We start from the raw sequence: 367 nt of genomic DNA, 5'->3' as shown, positions 1-367 counted from the left end.
AAAAGGCGGCACCCAAAAACTTTTCCTGTTTTTTATCAATGATGAAAACGCTCGGGCGCTGTCTTTTTTCAAAGACAGCGTTCTTGCACGACGTTTCACCAAAATATTTATAATTGCAGTGGATTACTGCGCCTGCCGTTTCAAACAGTGCCCCACAGGGACCTGGGTCACATCAGGCCACGTTGTCACGACGATCACGCAGCTTCACATACGCAAGCTGCGCATGTTCGGCGCAATAGGGCTTACCCGGCAGCGGCGTCGCGCCACAGAAATGGAAGCCCGGCGTGCCCGGATCACCCAGCGGCCAGCAGCAGGACTGGCTGCTGCGGCGGCGCGGCGGGGCCACGGCGGCGCGGGCGGCGGCGGC

The 367-nt window shown here is 59.4% G+C and carries 1 protein-coding gene; it reads right to left on the bottom strand.

Features of this window, described 5'->3' with window-relative positions:
* Positions 1–172 precede the first annotated feature (172 nt).
* Positions 173–367 (bottom strand): GcrA family cell cycle regulator (locus tag B7G66_RS16870; RefSeq protein ID WP_048859444.1); only part of this gene is annotated, 195 nt, incomplete at its 5' end.

The sequence above is a fragment of the Novacetimonas hansenii JCM 7643 genome (assembly GCF_000964405.1).
GTDB lineage: Bacteria > Pseudomonadota > Alphaproteobacteria > Acetobacterales > Acetobacteraceae > Novacetimonas > Novacetimonas hansenii.
Note: the sequence above shows the minus strand (reverse complement) of the source record. Positions and strands in the feature narration are given on the sequence as shown.